The sequence below is a fragment of the Streptomyces sp. HUAS MG56 genome, assembly GCF_058673395.1.
Genome location: NZ_CM178722.1, coordinates 2,260,330 through 2,278,705, shown reverse-complemented (window position 1 = coordinate 2,278,705; position 18,376 = coordinate 2,260,330). Strand labels below are relative to the sequence as shown.

The 18,376-nt window shown below is 70.9% G+C and carries 13 protein-coding genes; 4 read left to right on the top strand and 9 right to left on the bottom strand.

The window, feature by feature from the left end:
* The first annotated feature begins 3 nt into the window (after nt 1-3).
* A complete protein-coding gene (locus AC4OXY_RS10955) occupies nt 4-1,614 on the top strand; it encodes a peptide-N4-asparagine amidase (RefSeq protein WP_491993788.1) in 1,611 nt (536 codons plus the stop codon).
* A gap of 226 nt (nt 1,615-1,840) precedes the next feature.
* On the opposite strand, the gene AC4OXY_RS10950 is transcribed toward AC4OXY_RS10955, so the two are convergent.
* The gene (locus tag AC4OXY_RS10950; protein WP_491993787.1) at nt 1,841-2,290 is read right to left on the bottom strand and encodes a MarR family winged helix-turn-helix transcriptional regulator; all 450 of its coding nucleotides are present in this window, start codon (nt 2,288-2,290) and stop codon (nt 1,841-1,843) included.
* Nucleotides 2,291-2,404: 114 nt separating this feature from the next.
* Between AC4OXY_RS10950 and AC4OXY_RS10945 the strand changes: the two genes are divergently transcribed.
* A complete protein-coding gene (locus AC4OXY_RS10945) occupies nt 2,405-4,213 on the top strand; it encodes an ABC transporter ATP-binding protein (RefSeq protein WP_376288423.1) in 1,809 nt (602 codons plus the stop codon).
* Nucleotides 4,214-4,406: 193 nt separating this feature from the next.
* On the opposite strand, the gene AC4OXY_RS10940 is transcribed toward AC4OXY_RS10945, so the two are convergent.
* The 5 genes from AC4OXY_RS10940 to AC4OXY_RS10920 form a co-directional block, all read right to left on the bottom strand.
* The gene (locus AC4OXY_RS10940) at nt 4,407-5,486 is read right to left on the bottom strand and encodes an NAD(P)-binding domain-containing protein (RefSeq protein WP_491993786.1); all 1,080 of its coding nucleotides are present in this window, start codon (nt 5,484-5,486) and stop codon (nt 4,407-4,409) included.
* Between the two features lie 266 nt (nt 5,487-5,752).
* Nucleotides 5,753-5,893 (bottom strand): RICIN domain-containing protein, encoded by a 141-nt coding sequence (locus AC4OXY_RS10935; protein ID WP_491993785.1) that lies wholly within the window; start codon nt 5,891-5,893, stop codon nt 5,753-5,755.
* An 804-nt stretch (nt 5,894-6,697) separates the two neighbouring features.
* On the bottom strand, nt 6,698-7,705 hold the full coding sequence (locus tag AC4OXY_RS10930) for an ABC transporter substrate-binding protein (RefSeq protein WP_491993784.1): 1,008 nt from the start codon (nt 7,703-7,705) through the stop codon (nt 6,698-6,700).
* A 61-nt stretch (nt 7,706-7,766) separates the two neighbouring features.
* Nucleotides 7,767-8,513 carry an ABC transporter ATP-binding protein gene (locus tag AC4OXY_RS10925; RefSeq protein ID WP_362820219.1) on the bottom strand — a complete coding sequence of 249 codons (747 nt, stop codon included), beginning with the start codon at nt 8,511-8,513 and terminating at the stop codon, nt 7,767-7,769.
* A complete protein-coding gene (locus tag AC4OXY_RS10920; RefSeq protein ID WP_356023387.1) occupies nt 8,486-9,388 on the bottom strand; it encodes an ABC transporter permease in 903 nt (300 codons plus the stop codon). The genes AC4OXY_RS10925 and AC4OXY_RS10920 overlap by 28 nt, the downstream gene beginning before the upstream one ends.
* Nucleotides 9,389-9,809: 421 nt before the next feature.
* Between AC4OXY_RS10920 and AC4OXY_RS10915 the strand changes: the two genes are divergently transcribed.
* On the top strand, nt 9,810-10,238 hold the full coding sequence (locus AC4OXY_RS10915) for a secondary thiamine-phosphate synthase enzyme YjbQ (protein WP_356023389.1): 429 nt from the start codon (nt 9,810-9,812) through the stop codon (nt 10,236-10,238).
* Between the two features lie 479 nt (nt 10,239-10,717).
* Here the strand turns inward: AC4OXY_RS10915 and AC4OXY_RS10910 are convergent, their stop codons facing one another.
* From AC4OXY_RS10910 to AC4OXY_RS10900, 3 genes are read right to left on the bottom strand one after another with little or no spacing between them, the layout of a single operon-like run.
* Entirely contained in the window at nt 10,718-11,932 is a 1,215-nt protein-coding gene (locus AC4OXY_RS10910; protein WP_376288429.1) for a hypothetical protein, read from the bottom strand.
* Entirely contained in the window at nt 11,929-14,934 is a 3,006-nt protein-coding gene (locus tag AC4OXY_RS10905; protein ID WP_491993783.1) for a DEAD/DEAH box helicase, read from the bottom strand. The genes AC4OXY_RS10910 and AC4OXY_RS10905 overlap by 4 nt, the downstream gene beginning before the upstream one ends.
* Nucleotides 14,935-14,943: 9 nt before the next feature.
* Nucleotides 14,944-16,665: a phosphorylase family protein gene (locus AC4OXY_RS10900; RefSeq protein WP_402065139.1), complete on the bottom strand. Its 1,722-nt coding sequence runs from the start codon at nt 16,663-16,665 to the stop codon at nt 14,944-14,946.
* A gap of 398 nt (nt 16,666-17,063) precedes the next feature.
* On the opposite strand from AC4OXY_RS10900, the gene AC4OXY_RS10895 reads away from it, so the two are divergent.
* The gene (locus AC4OXY_RS10895) at nt 17,064-18,371 is read left to right on the top strand and encodes a glycoside hydrolase family 3 N-terminal domain-containing protein (RefSeq protein ID WP_491993782.1); all 1,308 of its coding nucleotides are present in this window, start codon (nt 17,064-17,066) and stop codon (nt 18,369-18,371) included.
* Nucleotides 18,372-18,376: the final 5 nt, after the last annotated feature.

The window sequence follows — 18,376 nt, the reverse complement described above, 5'->3', positions numbered from 1 at the left end:
GCCATGAGAAGACGGATAGTCATGTCCATGCTTGCCGGAGTGACCCTCCTGACAAGCGCGCTCTTCGGCACCGGAGCCGTCACCGCCCAAGCGGCCGACGTGCCGACCGAGTTCGGCACCGACTGGCACGATCCGGTCACCGCCGCGCCGCCCGTCGACCGGCCGCACACCACGTCATGCCAGGTCACGCTGGCCGACGCCCAGTTCCGCGACTTCACGCCCTATCGCGGCGCGTACACCCCGCCTCAGGGCTGTGGCGACCACTGGAGCAAGGTCGTCCTGCGCCTCGACGGCAAGGTGAAGGGCCGTCAGTACGACCGGCTCGGCTATCTGCACGTCGGCGGGGTCGAGATCCTGCGCACCTCCACTCCGGAGCCCTCGCCCGACGGCATCGCGTGGCACGTCGAGAAGGACGTCACCCGATACAGCGACACCTTTCGCAGCCCGCAGGACGTCGAGATGCTGATCGGCAACGTGGTGGACGGCACGTACACCGGCGTCATCGACGTGCACGTCACGCTGACCTTCTACGCGGGCCGCGCCGCCGAGCGCACCCCCGACCGGGTCCTCACCCTGACGGACACGCCGCACGGCACGACGCTCACCACGCCGCGCAACAGTGAGCGCATCGTCGCCGAGGTGTACGCGACCGGTTCGGGCGGCGGCTGCGAGGAGTTCTGGTATCTGACCGTGGCCGACCCGGCCTCGTACTCCTGCAAGGCCGATCACGGTCCCTATCGCGAGGTGGAGGTCAAGGTCGACGGCCAACTCGCCGGAATCGCCGCACCGTTCCCGAACGTCTGGACGGGGGGCTGGTCCGATCCCTTCCTCTGGTACGTCATCCCGGCGCCGGGCGCCTTCGACGTGCGACCCGTCCAGTACGACCTCACGCCCTTCGCGGGCCTGCTGAACGACGGCCGTCCGCACCAGGTCGAGGTCTCGGTCGTCGGCGTGCCCGCGGGACAGTCGGGCTGGAGCACGCCGGTGAACGTACTCGTCTGGCAGGACGCGCACCGTGCCCGGGTCACCGGCGCGCTCACCGCGGACACGGCGACGAACCTCGTCAACTCCTCCAGCTACACGCCGGGTTCGGAGAACCGGGTGAACACCCGGGCCGGACACCGGCTCACCGTCTCCGGATACCTCGACACCTCGCACGGCCGTGTGACGACGACCGTCAGCCGTACCCTCGCCAACACCTCCGTGCACCGCTGGACCGAGGGTGAGAACACGGACGGGCTGGACGCGACCTGGACCGACGACGAGACGGTCACCACCGGCGGACACGGCCCAGCCCGGGTGACGCACACGCAGCGCACGTACACCTTGAACGGCACGACGACCGTCGGGACGGACAACCGGCTGCGCACGGTGTTGACGCTCGGCGACCATGCGTCGGTGAGGCGGCTGCAGGACGGCCGGCGCGTCGCGTGGTCGCGGCTCGACGACACCTACAGCGGCGACGCGGCGTACACGCTCAACGTCCCGCGCGAGCAGCGGCACGCGGTCGGCACCTCCGGCGAGCGCTACCGCCGTTACGGCTCCGACGGCTGCTACGACCGTTCACTGGCCACGGCGCAGGGAATGCTGACGGAGGATCGCAAGCGGTGCTGAGCACGGCCGTGCGGGATGCGCCACGCACGGGGTGATGTACGCGGCTGTGACACGGGTGTCGCGGAAGGGATCAACGACGCCATCGGGATGATCGGCATCGGAAGCTGCCTTCTGTATCACGGAAGTCCCGTTCGGCTTCCGTGAGTCCGGCGTTCCCCGGGAAGTGCCCGTGCCACAGTCCGTGCCGTCCGTGGGCGGTGGCCTGCCGACGGGGCGGGCTCGGCCGTCAGCAGCTCTTGGCCGACTCCCCGTCGATCAGCGTGTCCAGCAGTACGCCGAGCACCGCGCGCTCCTTCTCGGTCAGCGGGGCCAGTATTTCCTCGGCCGCCGACCAGCGTGCGCCGCGCAGTTCGCGCAGGGTCGCGCGCCCCTCATCGGTCAGCTCGATCCGCGTGACGCGCCGGTTCGCCGGATCCGCCGCCCGTCGTACCTTCCCGCTCGCCTCCAGCCCGTCGACCAGCGTGGTCACCGCGCGCGGCACCACCTCCAGGCGCTCGGCCAGGTCGGCCATGCGCGGTGGCGAGGGGTAGTGCGCGAGGGTGCGCAGCAGCCGGGACTGGGCCGGGGTGACGCCCAGATCGCGCCGCTCCAGATGGCGCTTCTGGATGCGGTGCACCCGTCGGGTGAGCCGCAGCAGTTGCTCGGCGAGCAGGCCGTCGGAATCGGGGGTGCTCATGCGGGAACAATATCAGGACGACATTCATTGTGAGTATAGGTAACAATGAGCTACGATCAGTCAGTCATCGTCGGCCGGTTCCTGACCGGCCCCCGTCCGTCTCCGTAGGAGCCCATGCATCCCGACCGTGAAACGTCCTGGACCCCACCTGCCGACGCCAAGGAACAGCCCCGGCAGGTGCGGCGCATCCTGAAGCTCTTCCGTCCCTACCGCGGGCGGCTCGCCGTCGTCGGCCTGCTGGTAGGTGCCGCCTCGCTGGTCTCGGTGGCCACGCCGTTCCTGTTGAAGGCGACCCTCGACGTCGCCATTCCGCAGGGTCGGACCGGCCTGCTGAGCCTGCTCGCGCTCGGCATGATCCTGAGCGCGGTCCTCTCCAGCGTCTTCGGCGTGCTCCAGACGCTGATCTCGACCACCGTCGGCCAGCGCGTCATGCACGACCTGCGCACGGCCGTCTACGGCCGGCTCCAGCGCATGTCGCTTGCCTTCTTCACCCGCACCCGCACCGGCGAGGTGCAGTCCCGCATAGCCAACGACATCGGTGGCATGCAGGCCACCGTCACCTCCACGGCCACCTCCCTGGTCTCCAACGCCACCAGCGTGGTCGCCACGATCGTCGCGATGATCGCGCTCGACTGGCGGCTCACGATCGTCTCGCTGCTCCTGCTCCCGGTGTTCGTGTGGATCAGCCGCCGCGTGGGCAACGAACGCAAGAAGATCACCACGCAGCGCCAGAAGCAGATGGCCGCCATGGCCGCCACGGTCACCGAGTCGCTCTCGGTGAGCGGCATCCTGCTCGGCCGCACCATGGGCCGGTCGGACTCGCTGACCGCGTCCTTCGCCGAGGAGTCCGAGCGCCTGGTCGACCTTGAGGTGCGGTCGAACATGGCCGGGCGCTGGCGCATGGCCGTGATCACGATCGTCATGGCCGCGATGCCGGCCGTCATCTACTGGACCGCCGGTCTGGCCCTCCAGTTCGGCGGCCCGAAGGTCTCGCTCGGCACCATCGTCGCCTTCGTCTCGCTCCAGCAGGGCCTGTTCCGCCCGGCCGTGAGCCTGCTCGCGACCGGCGTCCAGATCCAGACCTCCCTCGCGCTCTTCCAGCGCATCTTCGAGTACCTCGACCTGCCGATCGACATCACCGAGCGCGAGCGGCCCGTCCACCTCGACCAGATCAAGGGCGAAGTCCGGCTGGAGAACGTCGAGTTCCGTTACGACAACGACGACAAGGTCCGCCCGGTCCTCGACGGCATCGACATCACCGTGCCCGCGGGCACCGGCCTCGCCGTGGTCGGCCCCACCGGCGCCGGCAAGTCCACGCTCGGCTATCTGGTGCCCCGGCTCTACGACGTCACCGGCGGTCGCGTCACGCTGGACGGCGTCGACGTCCGTGACCTCGACTTCGACACCCTCGCGCGCGCGGTCGGCGTCGTCTCGCAGGAGACGTACCTCTTCCACGCCACCGTCGCCGACAACCTCCGCTTCGCCAAGCCGGACGCCACCGACGAGGAACTGCACGCGGCCGCCGAGGCGGCGCAGATACACGACCACATAGCCGCGCTGCCCGACGGCTACGACACCGTCGTCGGCGAACGCGGCCACCGCTTCTCCGGCGGCGAGAAGCAGCGCCTCGCGATCGCCCGCACCATCCTGCGCGATCCGCCGGTCCTCATTCTCGACGAGGCGACCAGCGCGCTCGACACCCGTACGGAGGCCGCCGTCCAGGAGGCCATCGACGCCCTGTCCGCCGACCGGACCACGATCACCATCGCCCATCGCCTTTCCACGATCCGAGATGCTGACCAGATCGTGGTGCTGGACTCCGGCCGCGTCGCCGAACGCGGCACGCACGAAGAACTGCTGGAGCGGGACGGGCGGTACGCCGCCCTGGTGCGCCGGGACGCACAGCTGGAGCCGGCCGGCTGAACCCGGGAGGGAGGTCCGACACGGTTCTCGGCTTCCGCTACCAGGCTGCCACCGCCACTGCCACCGTCGCCGGCCTCGTCCAGGCCGAGGCCACGACGAGGGCGGACAGGGGCAAGGCCGCCCGGGTCGTCCTCGACCGGCCGGACCGCGGAATGCCGTTGCAGATGGGCTGCGCCGCTTGTCCGCCGCCGTCTCACACGGCGACCGGCTGCTCCTCGGACAGCAACTGCCTTATGTCCCGTACGGCGGAGCGCCCGGCCCGGTTGGCGCCGATGGTGCTGGCCGAAGGGCCGTAGCCGACGAGGTGGACACGGGGATCGGCGACGGACCGGGTGCCCTCGACCCGGATCCCGCCGCCCGGCTCGCGCAGGCGCAGCGGGGTGAGGTGGTCCAGCGCGGCCCGGAACCCGGTGGCCCACAGAATGACGTCGGCGGCGACGCGGCGGCCGTCGCTCCACTCCACCCCGTCCGGGGTGATCCGGTCGAACATCGGCTGCCGGTCCAGAACCCCGTCCGCGAGACCCTGCCGGACGGCGTCGTTGAGGGGCAGCCCGGTGACGGAGACCACACTGTGCGGCGGCAGCCCCTGACGCACCCGTTCCTCCACCCGCGCGACCGCCTCCCGGCCCGCCTCCTGGTCGAACGGCCCCTCGCGGAACACCGGGGGCCGGCGGGTGACCCAGGTGGTCGCGGCCGCGTAGGGGGCCAGCTCCAGCAGATGCTGGGTGCCCGAGGCGCCGCCACCCACGACCACGACCCGCTTCCCGGCGAACTCCTCGGGACCGGCGTACTGGGCGGTGTGCAACTGCCGTCCCCGGAAGGTCTCCTGGCCGGGATAGCGAGGCCAGAACGGCCGGTCCCACGTGCCGGTCGCGTTGATCAGCGCTCGCGTGGACCAGGTGCCCGCCGAGGTCTCCACGGACAGCCGGCCGCCGTCGCCCTCCCTGACGGCCCGTACGTCGACGGGCCGCCGCACCCGCAGGCCGAAGGCGCGCTCGTAGCGGTCGAAGTACGCGCCGATGACCTCCGCCGACGGCCGCGCGGGATCGGCGTCCGTCAGCTCCATGCCGGGCAGGGCGTGCATTCCGTGCACCTTGCCGTACGTCAGTGAGGGCCACCGGAACTGCCAGGCGCCGCCCGGCGCGGGGGAGTGGTCGAGCACCACGAAGTCACGGTCCGGCTCGAAGCCGGTGCGCCGCAGGTGATAGGCGCTGGACAGTCCGGCCTGACCGGCTCCGATGACGACAACCTCGACCTCGCGCGATTCGTTCACGATTCTACTAACTGGGGAGGGGGCGGGGATCTTCCCGGGCCTGAGCCCTGGCCGCCGTGGAGCTGGGCGACGTGTGTGTCGTCCTCGCTGCCCCAGGCACCGTCGCGTCGGCCCCAGGGCTCGCCGAGTCCCCAGGTCAGGTCGACATCTGGAACCGTCCGCTGCGCAGGTCCGGGGGGAATGTGGCGTCGGTGTAGGTCGGTGGAGTACACCGGGCGCCGTACCGGAGGTTCTGTCGTACGCCCGGCAGGCAGGGGCTTCGCTGGTCAGAAGTGCCAGGAGTGGTCTGCGCAGGTGCCGCAAGGCCACTGGATCACCGCGGCACCGTCGGCCTCGCTCGCGCCGGGGATGCCGAGGCACAGGTTGGGGTCGTAGTGGCTGAGGATGCGGTAGGCGGCGAACCCCACCTACCGGGTGCTCGCCCAGCGGGCCCACTACTCGATCGCGAAGCTCTCCGCCGCCGCGGCCGGTCGTCAACTGCCCACCCTGCCCGTGGCATGAGGAGCAGTGGGCGCGAACGTGGCGCGAGACGGCCACCCGCCTTGCCGCCGCGGAACCCCGTCCACCGTCGGCCTCGACCGCCTCCGGTGGATCATGGGAATCCGGCGAGGACACCGCGCGCTCGGTCGGTCTCGACCGATCCGGCCGAGCGCACCGCCTTCATCGCCGCTCTCGTCCGCTCCGCACAGGCCCCCCGACAGCCGCTGCCGCGTCGTCATCGCCGTCCGCGCCGACTTCTACGCCCACTGCACCCGCCACCCCGACCTGGTCCAGGCCCTGCGCGACGCCACCGGCAGCTCGGACAGCACGGTCCGGGTGTGGGACATCAGGGACTGCCGCCGCCCGGTCCCGTACGGTCCTGCCCTGCGCGGACACGGACAGGCCGTCTTCTCGGCGGCTTCAGCCCGGACGGACGCACTCTCGCCTCCGGCACCCCGCCCAGCTGGCCACACTCACTGGAGACACCGGCGCAAGCCAGTCCGTCGCCTTCAGCGCCGACGGCACCCGGGTGATCGGCGGTGGCGCCGACCACACCGCACAGATCTGGGAGACCACCGTGCCCGCGGTCACCGCCCGGGCCTGCGCCGTGACCCGTCGCACGATCACCCCGCCGAGTGGCGGCGCCACCTGCCCGGCACCGCCTACCGGCCGGACTGCTCCGGTGGAGACACCGTGCTGATCCCCGTGCCCTTCTCGCTCCCCGGCCGGGGTCAGTTCTCGGCCGGTGTCGTCGACGGGGGCAGGCCGGTGTTGAAGCGGGTGTCCACGAAGTCGCCGAAGTCCACCTTCTTCGGAATCAGCTTCAACTCGGTGAAGGCGTCGGCGATCTGCTGCTCGGAGGCGACGAGAGGTTGGTCGACGGCGACGGCGACACGTGTGGAGTTGGTCCGCTTCACCGAGTCCAGCGCCACCTCGTACGGCAGCCCGGTGTCCTTGGCCCACACCCTGGCCCAATCCTGCTGATGGTCGTGGACCCAGGCCGTCGCTCGCCGCAGCCGGGTCAGGTAGTCCTTGACGGCGGCGGCCTTCTTCGGGTCCTTCAGCGCGGAGGGCGCGGCCACCTGGAAGGTGAGCCCGTTGGTGACGCCATCGCCCGTGGTCAGCACCCGCCCCTGCCTGGCCCGCAGGATCTGGGAGGTGTACGGGTCCCAGACCGCCCATGCGTCGACCTTGCCGGAGGTGAACGCGGCGAGTGCATCGGCCGGTTGGAGGTACTTGACCTTGACGTCGGACAGGCTGAGCCCCGCCGCTCTGAGCGAGGCGATCAGCTGGTAGTGCGCGGACGAGCCCTGCGCCACGGCGACGGACCTGCCCTTGAGCTGCTTCGGACCGGTCAGCTTGGAGTCGCTGGGAACGAGGATCGTGTCGCCCTTGGACGTGCCGTGCCAGGCGGCCACCACGGAGATCTTCGAACCGGCACCGGCCGCGAAGACGGGCGGGGTGTTGCCGACGCCGCCGATGTCGACGGCCTGCGCGTTGACGGCCTCCAGCAGGGGCGGGCCGGAGGTGAAGGTGGACCACTTGATCTTGTAGTGCAGGTTCTTCAGCTCTCCCGCGGCGCGCAGGATGGCCTCAGAACCGCCTTTCTGGTCACCGACGTCGAGGGTGACCGAGCCCGTGCCGTCGGTCCCGGTGCTCGCGGACGAGTTCCCGCCGCAGGCGGTGAGCAGGAGTACGAGGGGGAGGAGAGCTGCGGCGGGGACGAGTCGTCGTCGCATGGCGGTTCCGTTCGTGTGCGGGGGTGTCGAGTGCGGTGGGACGCGGGTGCGCATCGAGGGATCAGGCGGCTTCGGCGGCGGTGTTGACGCCGAGCCGTTCCAGCAGCCCGGCGCGGAGTGCGGCGAACCGGGGGTCGGTGATCTCGCGCGGCCGGTCGAGGTCGATGTGCTGCTCGTGGGCGATGCGGCCGTCGTCCATCACCAGGACGCGGTCGGCGAGCAGTACGGCCTCCTCGACGTCGTGCGTGACCAGCAGCACGGCGCAGCCGCGGCGCTGCCACAACTCCCCGACCAGGCGCTGGGCCTTGATCCGGGTGAGCGCGTCCAGCGCGCCGAACGGCTCGTCGAGCAGCAGCAGATCGGGCTCGCGGACCAGGGCGCGGGCGAGGGCGGCGCGCTGGGCCTCGCCGCCGGACAGCGTCCTCGGCCAGGCGTCGACCCGGTGGCCGAGCCCGACCTCGGCCAACGCCTGCTCGGCGACGGCGCGTTCGGGCTTGCCGGGCAGACCGAGCAGGACGTTGCGCCAGACCTTCTTCCAGGGCATCAGCCGAGGCGCCTGGAAGGCGACCGCTCTGCGGCGCGGGACCAGTGCGGTGCCCCGGATGTCGCGGTCGAGCCCGGCGAGGATGCGCAGCAGTGTCGACTTGCCACAGCCACTGCGGCCGAGCAGGGCGACGAACTCGCCGGGCGCGATGTCGAGACGCAGATCGTCGATGACCGTACGGCCGTCGAAGGAGCGGGTGAGCCCCTCGACGTGCACGGCTCGGGTCGTCCGAGGGGTCACCGGCCGGTGAACGTCGGTCGCCATTGCAGCAACACCCTTTCGAGAGAACGGACGATGAAGTCGGCCAGCAGGCCGAGGAAGGCGTAGACGATCAGGCAGACCACGATCACGTCGGTCTGCAGGAAATCCCGTGCCTGCACCATCAGGAAGCCGATGCCGGAGTCGGCGTTGACCTGCTCGGCGAAGACCAGCGCGAGCCAGGCGATGCCGAGGGAGTACCGCAGCCCGGTCAGCGCGCCGGGCAGTGCACCCGGAAGTACGACGTGCCGTACCAGCCCCCGGCGGGAGAGTCCCAACGACTCGCCTGCCTCGATGAGTTGGGCGTCGACGCCGCGGATGCCGGCGTACACGTTGAGGTAGAGCGGGAAGGTCACGCCGAGCGTGATGATGGCGATCTTCGGGGCCTCGCCGATGCCGAACCAGATGATGAACAGCGGGATGAGACCGACGAACGGCACCGTCCGCAGCATCTGCACCGGCGCGTCCACCACGTCCTCGCCGATCCGGAACAGCCCGGAGACCAGGGCGAGTCCGGTGCCGGTCACGGTGCCGAAGAGCAGGCCGAGGGCGACGCGCCGTAGCGAGGTTCCCATGGCCGACGGCAGCGATCCGTCGCTGATCAGGTCCCAGCCGACCTGCGCGATCCGGCCCGGCGAGGCGAGCACGTCGGGCGTCAGGACGCCAGTGGCGCTGAGCAGTTGCCACAGGGCGAGCAGCAGGATCGGACCTGTGGTGCGGCGCAGCCAGCGGGGGAGGCGCAGGGAGCGGGAGGAGGCGGGGACGACGGGTTGGAGGTCGAGGCCGGTGGCGTCCGCCCCCGCCGCCTCGGCCGACCCAGTCTTGGATATACCGGAAATATCGGGTTCAGGGGAGTTGGGCGGTGCATGGCTGATGCTCATGGAGGCTCCTCGGGGAGAGGGGGAGCGAGGTGGAGGGGAGGAAGGGAGGGAGGGGGAGGGCGGGCGGAGAGACGGGGAAGCAAGGGGGCCGTGTCCCAGGCCCGTCTCAGCAGCCGGTCACCGTCGTACGCGAGCAGCCGGACCAGGGGGACACGGGTCTGCGGAATCGACGGCGGAGTGCGCCGGAGAGCGGAAGGGCGAAGCGGAAAAGAGCGTCAGCAGCCGCGGCGACACGCGGCGGAGGCCACCCACAGCAGGTCGATGTGACCGCGCGTGGTGAGCAGGGCTGAACGCAACATGCGGCTGAACGTAGCCAGATGGGCGGTCCACGGTCAACGGTGTCTCGCCCTGTGGACCATGGATATCGGCAGCCGGTCGCGCCGCCGAGAGGGGAGCCCGGCGGATGGGTCAGGATGGGAGCATGCCAGATGCCTTCGCCACCCGAACGCTGCACGTCACCACCGGCTCGCGGGAGCGCGTCGTCGACCTCACCTCCGACTGCGACGACTTCCTGCGGGAGGCGGCGGCGGGCCGTGACGGGCTGCTCAATGTCTTCACCCCGCACGCGACCGCCGGGATCGCGGTCATCGAGACCGGCGCCGGCAGCGACGACGACCTCCTCGCCGCCCTGCACACCCTGCTCCCCGCCGACGACCGCTGGCAGCACCGCCACGGCAGCCCCGGCCACGGCCGCGACCACGTCCTGCCGGCCCTCGTCCCGCCGCACGCGACCCTCCCCGTCATCGCCGGCCGTCTGGAACTGGGCACCTGGCAGTCGGTATGTCTGGTCGATACAAATCAGGATAATCCTCAACGAAAGGTGCGTCTCACGTATCTTGCGGGGGCTTGACCTCATTCCGTGTCCTGCCTCCGTGAGCAGGCGCCCGAGGGGTCCCGTGATGCGTCGCACGAGACGGCGGGCGGCGCGGGCGGCTGCGCGCGGGGTGGGCATGCCCTGCGGCAGCGGTGCGGTGCAGGGTCGTGAGCTGAAACCGGCCGGCAGGTCTGCCGCTGACAGCTGCTGGGCCGGACTGCCACGCGGCCACTGGGCGGCACCGGCCATGAGGGAGGCTGGGCGGCCACGCCGAGGGCGAGGCCGAGTGTGAACTCTGCCTTGCGCAACTCCTCCGGTCTGCCGGCCCGTTGGGACAGAGGACGTAGCGCACCTCCCCTGCGCCCGATCGCCACCTTCGAGTGGGTGACGAGGCCCAGCACCCTGGGGCAGTTGGCGTGCTCAGGAGCCGTCGGGTGGAGACGGCGTCGCTCAGTGCGGAAGGCCGCAGGCTGAGCACCAGGCGGACGGCGCCGCGAAGGACCCTCCGGCGCCGATCACACGTGTTCATCCTCCAGTCCGGCCAGTTGGGCCTCCAGGCCCTTGAGGCCGGTTCTCCCGGCGCCGGCGCGGAGCTGGGACAGGTCGGGGACCGCCAGGCGTAGCTGGCGGGCCAGGCGGGCGACGAGATCCTCTGCCTCTCCCCGCGTGGCCTGGCGGCGGGAGCCGAGGCGTTTGTCCAGACGGTCCAGCAGAGCGTGCTTCCGTGGTGTTTCGGCCGGGCACCACACGCGGAAGAAGCGGTTGCCCGCCATGCGGTAGGTGCCGATGCGGGACACGGGGATTCCGTCTTCGCCGAAGGCGGTGGCGGGCAGCGACACCGACCAGGTGCCGTCGGCGTCCTGTTCCGGTGCGACTGAGTCGAGGTGCTGCTCACGGAGCCAGTTCCGGGCTGCCCGCAGGACACGCTCGTCCGACTCCTCGCCCTGCTCCTCGTTGTCGAGAGCGCTGATCAGCTCTGGAGTACGGGCGCAGAGCGCGCTCAGCTCCGGGTCGTGTTCGGCCCCTGCCCCGGCCTGGCCGTAGACCAGGAGTCCTTCCCGGCCGCGCACCAGATAGACCGGCAGGAAGACGAGTCGCTCGTCCAGGCTCTCCACCGCGTCCAGGGCGACGGGCAGGTTGAACCGGGCCCGGTCCTTGCGGTCTTTGAGGCGTTCCAGGGCTGTGCGGTCGAAGCCGGAGGCCACGTGGATCGGGCTGAAGCGCGGATAGCGGTCGCCCCGTGTCACGGCGGCCAGTTCGTCGGGGGACAGCAGGGTCACGACCTCTTGGTCGTAGTGCGTTCGGGTCAGCGGGGCGCAGCTCAGGGCCTCGAAGTACAGCTTGCGGCGGTCCTGGCGCGTGACCACGTAGCGGATGTCGTCGTCCACGGAGCGCTGTCCCAGTGCTGTCAGGGACAAACGGCCCCCTGACTCCCGCAGGTGGCCGATCGCGGTGAGGAAGCGCACAGCCTGCGCGACCAGGGCGCCGTCCAGGGCGAAGAACGCGGCGAGTTCGTCGACCGTGTGCAGGGCGCCATGGCGCAGCCCGCGCTCCAGGAAGCGGTCGATGAGGAAGAAGTCCTCGCCCTCGGTGATGTCGGCGCGGATCTCCACCTGCCAGACGGGCAGGAGCAGGGCGTAGAGCCGGGTGGGCACGATGCCCTGGCCGAAGGCGGCGTCCTCCAGGACCCGCTCTTCGGGGAAGGGCATGAGGCGGGCGGCGGTCGTCACGCTCGGCCCCCCTTCGGGGCCAGGCCGGCGGCTTCGTCCAGGCCGGGGGCGGCTTTGTCGAGCGCTGCCATGACGTCCTGGTAGTCCCGCAGGTCGCCGCGGTCGAGCAGATGCCGGTGCAGGTCGTCGATGAGGGCGCGGAAGCCGGGGTCGTCCGCGCACAGCAAAGTGCTCAGGTCACCCGTCAGCACCAGTTGGCTCTTGGCACGGGTGAAGGCGACGTTGGCGCGGCGCAGTTCCTTGAGGAAGCCGACACGGCCATCGGGGTTGCTTCGTGTGAAGCCGTACAGCACGACCTCGCTCTCCCCGCCCTGGTAGGAGTCGACGCTGCCGACCGAGGCATCCGCGAGCTGGGAATCTCCGATCAGGGCGGTGAGGTGGCGGACCACCTCCAGGCGCTGCGCGAGGTAGGGGACGATCACCACCCACTCGGAACCCCGCCGGTGGTAGAAGGCGGCGAGGCGGGCCAGGAGACGTGCTTCGCAGTCGTTGGAGGCGCCCTTGCGGCCGCGGCCCTCGGCGCGATGCCCGCCCGACTCGCGACGTACGCCGGCGGGCAGCGAGGCAGTGTCGACGAAGGCCATCGGGCTCGCGAACAAGGGGTCGGTGTGCCGGTGTTCCTTCTCGGTGAGCAGTTCTCCCCGGTAGAAAGCGGCCGAGATGAAGTCGGCGATCTCAGCGGGCATCCGGCGCTGCCGGGTCAGCTGGACGACGTGGGAGGCGGGCAGTCCGGCACGCAGCTGCTCCAAGGCGCTCTGCGAGATCAGCCGGACCAGCCCGGGGTCGCCGACGCCCTGGGCCCAGTCGTCCACCTCGCGGTCGTGGAAGGGCGGCAGTTGCCGGTCGTCACCGACCAGGACGCCGCGGCGGACCCGAGTCAGCGGCACCAGTGCGTCCGCGACGCCGATCTGGCCCGCCTCGTCGACGATGCCCAAGTCGAAGTCGACTCCGGACAGTTCAGGGCGGGACGCGGCTCCGATACAGGTGGCGCCGACCACCTGGGCGTAGCGGACGAGTTCGGGCACCAGCTGGCCAGGGTCCTGGCCGACGGCGGCCTGCCACTGCCGGCTGAGTTCCTGGCGTTGGGAGACGAGCGGCAGCCACGCCTCCAATTGCCGGTGCAGGGCGTGCAGCGCGGCTGCCGCCTCGGCCGGATCCAGGAGCGGAGTGGGAGCGGACACGCCAGGCATGACCGTGCCGAGCGCCCGGACGGCCATGTCCGCGGCCTCGTAGGCGGAGTGAAGGCTCTCGCCGAGTCGATGCTCCACCGCCTGGCGGGCGGCCAGTCCCGAGCTGACGGCAGGCGACTCGCGGACCACACGGTCCACCTCGGCGCTCGCCGCTTCAGCCTGTCGGCGCAGTTCAGGGCCCAGGGCCTCGAACCTCTGGATCTCGTGCCGCACCGCGGTGAGCTCTTCTTCCGCGCGGCGGCCCCTGGAGCGGTGCAGCCGACCGGTCAACCAGGCGTCGGCACGCTGTTGTTCGGACTGCGCCTTCGTCCGGAGCCGGGACGCGCGCTCACTGAGCGCTCGCAAGGCCGACTCCCGTTCGTCCTCCTCGTGCCGGAGTGCTGCCAGCCGCTCCCGGGCCGGTGCCGCGGCCGCCTGGATCGCGCCTTGCAGACGCACGGTCGCGGCGCTCACCTGCTGGGCCAGGTCATCGACCCGGTGGAGCCGGTCGGCGAGTTCCGCCGTCCACGGCGCGGCGGCCTCCGCCTCCCGGTAGGCCTGGGTGCGCAGGGCCATGGTGTGTCGGATGCCCTCGGCGAGGTTCTCCGACTGCTCCTCCAGGAGCAGCGGTTTCACATCGGCGTGGACTTTGCTCTCGTCTCCGACGCGGATGACGACGAGATCCGGTGGCAGTCGGGCCAGCACGTTGTCCACCGCGCGATTGGTGTGGGAGGTGACGAGGACCCGGCCGCCGCCGGTGGCGGCCGTGATCGCGGTGGTGTGGGCGATCTCGGTGATGGTCCGGGTCTTGCCGGTACCGGGCGGGCCGAGCACCACCAGCAGGTCCTCGGTGGTCAGCGCCTTGCGGAAGGCGTCGAGCTGTTCGGGGTCGAGCTCCTCGTGCGGCCGTGCGGTGGTGGCCGGGATGGCGCGTACGTGGTGTTCGACCACGGCCGGGAGCAGACCCGGATTCCTTGTGTCCTCCGTGCGAAGGCTCGCCACGGCCTGCCGCTGTTTGTTGAAGACCACGTTGCTCGGTATGAGTTCCAGTGCTCCGCGAGCCGGGAGCCTTTCCCACGACACGGGCTGGTCGAAGCGGACGGTGACGGAACGTCCCGCGGCACGGCTCACTCTGCCGCGGGTCTCCGTATCACCCTGGATGCGGACGAATGCGCCGGTCGGCGGCAATTCCGTGTTGAGGAGCTGGAATTCATACACTGACTGCGGAGCGCTGCTCCGCCTGCCGCCGGTAGCCGTCAGGCGTTGATACGGGAACGGGGCGGCCGTGCGCTCCTCCCGGGTGGTGATCTCCTCGGTCATGTCGATCAACCGGTCCACCGTGTCGAGGAACTTCGCGTGGGCTTCGCTGACGGAGGAGCTCTCCTGCTGCTCCGACCGTGCTCGGCCAAGCCTGCGCCAGGCCTCTTCGAGGTCGTGCCACTGGGCGTCCGAGCCCTCGGGCACCGCCGGCAGCTCGAACACCATCCGCCAGGCAGGGGGGCGTACCAGGAGACAGGATCGGGCAAGGCGCGCGTGGTCGGCGAGGCGCAGCGGGTCGATGTGCTTGACGAAGTAGCCGGTACCGCGGTTCGTCACCTCAAGACGCAGCCGGTACGTGCGCGTGTGAACCAGCAGGGACGGTTTGTACCTGCCCGTGCCCGGGCTGACGCTGACCGCGGCGCCGTGTTCGAGCTGGTTCAGATCGTGGACGATCTGCGAGACGGCGGGCGGCAACCCAGCGCTGGATTCGGCCTTGGCACTGAGCTGTTCGTCCAGACCGTGCCCCGGGACGAGCACCAGCGGAGCGCGCAGCGCGACGGTGGTGACGGACATCGGCGCTCCTCAGCGCTGGGTCGGCGGGAAGGACGACAGCTCGCGGGCGGCGGCGAGCAGGGAGAGGCGGAATGCGCGCACGCCTGGACGCGCGCCCGGGTCCTGCCGCAGTGCACTGCCGACCACGTGGACGAGGCTGTCCGGAACGGAGGCCGGGGCGTTGGCGGGCGTCAGCCCGGGGTACCCGGGATCGGGGATGCGGCCGGCCAGCGCTTGATGCAGGAGTGCACCCAACTGGTAGACATCGGTGGCCGGTCCGGGTCGGAGACCGGAGCCGTACCGCTGCTCGGGTGCCTGATAGGGCCCGGGGTTTTCGCCCGGGCGGGGCCCCACGGCGGCGAGGCCGAAGTCGCGCAGCACCATGTGCGGCCGGTTCATGACGATCGCGGTCGGCCGCAGCGCCCGGTGTGAGAGATTTTCGCCGGCCAGCCGCTCCAGGACGTGAGCCACTTCGGCGATGCCCCGCACGATCGACCACAGCCGCAGCGGGTCCGTCGGCGAGGACGCGGCGGGCAGCAGTTCGTCCAGGGTCCTGACGGGCCGGCCGAGTTTCGGGTCGGCCGGCCAGGCCAGAGCCAGGGTGGCGGTGTTCCCACGACGCGCGAGCTGTACGACGGCGGGGCCGCGGAAGGCACGGCACAGCCCGGCTTCCTTTTCGAGCGCGGCCAGGGGGTCGACGCGGCCCGGGCCGGGACGTGGCCGTGCCCACTCGACCTGCCGCAGCCAGGCGTAGGAACCGCGGGAATCCCGGTCCGACACCACACGCGCCACTGCCTGGCGCCGTACCACGTCGCCGTCCCGCGACTCGTCAAGAAGGTCTCCGGGACCTTCGTACAGCAGGTACTGCTGTCCCTCGACCTCGACGGTGGGCCGACTGTCCCATGCGGTGGGGCCGGAGTCGCGGTCGGGTCCGGCCACCACGACGACCGCGGGCCCCTGGGGCCGCCGTTGGGCCGGCCGTCCGGCGGGGCGCAGGTCGCGCAGCACCCGCAGCGCGAAGGCGGCGGCGTGCCGTGATGCTGTCTCCTGGGAGCCTGCGGCGTCGGACGCGGCCTTGCCGGGACCGGCGAAGTCGCTGATGCCGCGGACGGAGAGCGCCCGCACCGCGCGATGCATCCGGGCCGCGTGGGTGACGCCCTGGCTCTCCATGTCGACGGCCACGGCGTCGTTGTAGTGGCTGCGGATCCGGCGGGCCGTCTCGGAGTCACGGCTGCCGATCAGCACGTCTCCCGAGGCGATCGGCTCGAAGTGGACCCTGGGCGTCGCGGCGGACGGTGTATTCGGGGAGAGGAAGGCCCATGGCTCGTTGCGGCGGGCGGAGCGCACCAACTGGTCGATGTCGTATGCCGGTTCCCAGGCGTCAGGCCGAGCCTGGAACCCGTCCACGCTCTCACGGCCGCCGTGATAGCCGTAGACCTTCCTGGCGACGACCACGTCACCGAGGTGCACATCGTCTTTGAGGGCGCCTGCTACGCCGACGAAGAACACGGCCTCGGCGTCGAAGTACTCGATCGTGGGCTGCGTGACGAGCGCGGCCCGGGTGTTGGTGGGACCTGTCTCGGCCAGCGCCACTTCCCAGTCGAGGCCGGGTACCCTGCCGACGTCGACGAGGGTGCCCTGTGGCAGCGCGACCTCGTGAACGTCCTCCAGGTGCCGGCGCACCGCTTCGTACTCCACCTGCAGGGCGGTGAGTACGACCACCGTGGGCCGCCGCCCGTTCGCTCCCCCCAATGGAACCCCTCGCTTCACGGGATCTGCGAGATCACCTTAGCCGGGATGCCCTGAACGGGATTCGCCAGCGGTCAACTCCGCCGACGGCGGATCCCTTCGCGGGCTCGTGCGTCGTCGAGAGCCTGACCGACGACATCGGTCGGGTCGCAGGCCGCGGCACCACGCCGGCGGGGTCATCGAGCCATGCTGACCAACTGGAATGCCGAGGCGGGCGCCGGGGCTGCCGACGCGCTGCCGCCTTGCCGCGCCGATCCGCCGCGGAGCCCGCACCGTCTGGCCAAGGGGCGAACGAATGCCCCATAACGTACGGTGTGATGGACGCAGCAAGCCGGGCTCGCCGTGACGGAAGTGGCTACGCGGCGCGGTGACCCCGGCTCGTCCAGGCCGGAGGAAGAAGCATGACCATACGCGTCCGGCAGCAGCCCAGGAACCGCCGCTGCGCAGCCCTGCGCACCAGGATCCCGCTGGTCACCCTCGTGTTCGCCGTCACAGGCTGTGGCGGATCGGTCGCGCCAGGGGCGACACCCGACTCCCCCGGATCCCCCGCCGTCAGCCATGGCACACCGACCCCGGGTGCCTCCAGCGCACTGCCGAGCCGTACCGGCGCCGATGCCGCCCCTGCCACCGCGCGCGCCACCTCGTCGGCGCCCGCCGCCACCTGTACCGACCGATACCTGTCAGGCATGACGACTGCCCAGCGGGTCGGACAGCTGCTCATGGGGGGAATCTCCGCGTCCCAGCCCGACCAGGCCCAGCTGCGCATCCTGCGCGACAACCACGTGGGGTCGGTCATGCTGACGGGCCGCAGCAGCGCCGGTACGACGGCGACCAGAAAGCTCGTCGACGGATTCCGAGGCCAGGCGGACCAGGTCGCCGGGCGGCGGGTCGGCCTGCTGGTCTCGACGGACCAGGAGGGCGGCCGGGTGCAGGTTCTCAACGGCCCCGGCTTCTCGGCCATGCCCAGCGGCCTGACCCAGGGCAGCTGGCCGACATCGACGCTGCGTACCCGGGCCGCCGCATGGGCCAACGAGCTCAAGGCCGCCGGGGTCAACCTGAACCTGGCACCGGTCGCCGACGTCGTCCCGGCCGCGCTGGGCGTCCGCAACATACCCATCGGTTCTTTCCAACGGGAGTACGGCCACACCGCGGACGTCGTGACCTCGCACAGCGGCGCCTTCGCCGCCGGCTTCGCGCAGTCGGGCGTGATGACCACGCTCAAGCACTTTCCCGGACTGGGCCAGGTGATCGGCAACACCGACACCACCGCGAACGTCGTCGACTCGGTGACGACCGCCGACAGTTCCAGCCTCACGCCGTTCCGGGCCGGGATCAAGGCCGGATCGCCCTTCGTGATGATCTCGTCGGCCACCTACACCAAGATCGACCCCAACCACCTGGCGGCCTTCTCGCCGACGGTCATCGAGCACCTGCTGCGCGGCCAACTCGGCTTCAACGGCGTGGTCATCTCGGACGACCTCGGCAACGCGGTCGCGGTACGGTCCTTCACGCCTGCCCAGCGGGCCGTGAACTTCATCGCGGCGGGCGGGGACATGATCCTCACGGTGCAGCCGAGCACCATACCCGCGATGGCACAGGGCATCCAGGCCCGGATGGCACAGGACGCCTCCTTCCGGGCCAAGGTCGACGCCGGTGTGCGCCGGATACTCGACGCCAAGCACAACGCGGGCCAGCTCGACTGCGGTTGAGGTCC